This window comes from Variovorax sp. P1_H2 (assembly GCF_056405295.1).
Window position 1 is genome coordinate 1 of the sequence record NZ_JBFUCJ010000269.1, and the last position, 1,742, is coordinate 1,742.

Here is a 1,742-nt window from a genome sequence, read left to right on the forward strand (position 1 = left end):
CCGCCTTCGCGGTGACCTTGCCCCTGTTGCCCGCACTCCATAGGCTGCCGATTATGCGGACTTCCTGTCTTGCTGCTGGGCCGCGATCCAGCGTTGCTCAAACATCATGGGACTGACATAGCCCAGCGTCGAGTGCAATCTCCTATGGTTGTAGAACGCCAACCAATCGACCACTTCGTCCATCGCCTCGCGCCGCGTTGCAAAGCGCCTTCCGTACAGCCTGCCGACCTTCAGGCGCCCCCACAGGCTTTCGGTCGGCGCGTTGTCCCAGCAATCGCCCTTGCGGCTCATCGAGGACTTCATCTCGTAGTCCTGGAGTGCCTTTTGGAACTCATGGCTGCAGTATTGGCTGCCCCGATCTGAATGAAAGATCAGCCCCGGCGCGGGACGGCGCCGAAACCACGCCATGCGCAACGCATCCGTCACGACGCTGGCCTGCATGTGCTCTCTCAGGCTCCAGCCCACCACCTGGCGACTGAACAGGTCGATGACCGCCGTCAAGTACAGCCACCCCTCATCGGTGGCGATGTAGGTGATGTCGCTCGTCCACACCTGGTTCGGCGCCGCGGGCGCGAAGTCGCGCTGCAGCAGGTTGTCGGCAATCGGCAGATCGTGTTTGCTGTCGGTGGTCACGACAAACTTTCTCTTGCCCCTGGCCTTGATGCCGTGGCGCTGCATCAGCTTTCGCACGCGCTCCTTGCCCACCCGAATGCCTCGCGCCAGCAGTTCCTTCCACATCTTGGGCCAGCCGTATTCCTCCTTGACTTCGGCATGAATGGCCTTGATGTGCACCAGCAAGGCCTCGTCGCTGATGCGCTTGTTCGCCCCCGGCCGACTCGGCTTGTCCGCATCCTTGCGCCGCCAATGCTCAAAGTAGCCGCTGGCGCTGACGCCCAGCACCTCGCAGGCCAGCGTGACGGGCCAGCGGGCCCTTTGCTTGGCAATCCAGGCGTACTTCACAGCGAATGTTTGGCGAAGTACGCCGTGGCTTTTCCCAAGATGTCGCGCTCCATCCTCAGGCGCGCATTCTCCGCGCGCAGCCGCGCCAGCTCCATCTGTTCAGGCGACACAGGCTTGTCGCCAGCGCCCTTGAGCTGGCCCTTCTCGCTGAGCCGCACCCAGTTGTCCAGCGTCTGCTTCGGCATGCCCAGCACCTTGGCCGTCACCGACGCCGCTTGGCCGCCTTTGACCAGTCGCACCGCCTCCAGCTTGAATTCGAGCGTGTACCTGCCACGCGGTTGCCCGTCTTTTCTCTTGCTCATTTCTCTTCTCTCCAATCACTGAATTTGACCATCAGCTATGGAGTACGTTTTTCGGGGGCAAGATCACACCGAGGCTCCGGGGAAGTCCTTCTTGGATTTCCTGATCCCCGAACTGGTGTCCGGCGTGCGCTACCGCAACGGACCGTACTTCGTCGCCTTACCGTCATAGCACCCAACGCGACGCCTCCAACTGGAGTCGAGGCGCCCAAGGCAAAGCCCGCCACGCCACTCGCATGGCAGGACAGTGTGTGAAGCCTGAATTCAGGTCGCATGCACAGTGCGAAGCTGTACGTCAGCGGCAACGGCTCGAAGAGGAAAAGCGGAACCCGATGGCACCGTAAGTGGCCCTGTTGGCTAGCTCACCCGGTTGTCCAGCAGCACGATGGCTTCCCCGACGAGCTTGCCGGCCGCGTTGATCCGGGGATTCCTCAACAAGCTGCCATCCGAACTCAACTGGTAGCCCGTCGCGAAGACCGAGTT

The 1,742-nt window shown here is 61.9% G+C and carries 1 protein-coding gene; it reads right to left on the reverse strand.

Annotation, left to right across the window (positions count from 1 at the left end; all coding sequences use genetic code 11):
- Positions 1–51: 51 nt before the first annotated feature.
- Positions 52–1,262 (reverse strand): IS3 family transposase gene (locus AC1D2E_RS35715; RefSeq protein ID WP_478201777.1). Its coding sequence is split into 2 segments (ribosomal slippage): positions 52–995 and positions 995–1,262, totalling 1,212 coding nucleotides; the frame shifts between segments, so codons are not numbered across the junction.
- Between the last annotated feature and the right edge of the window lie 480 nt (positions 1,263–1,742).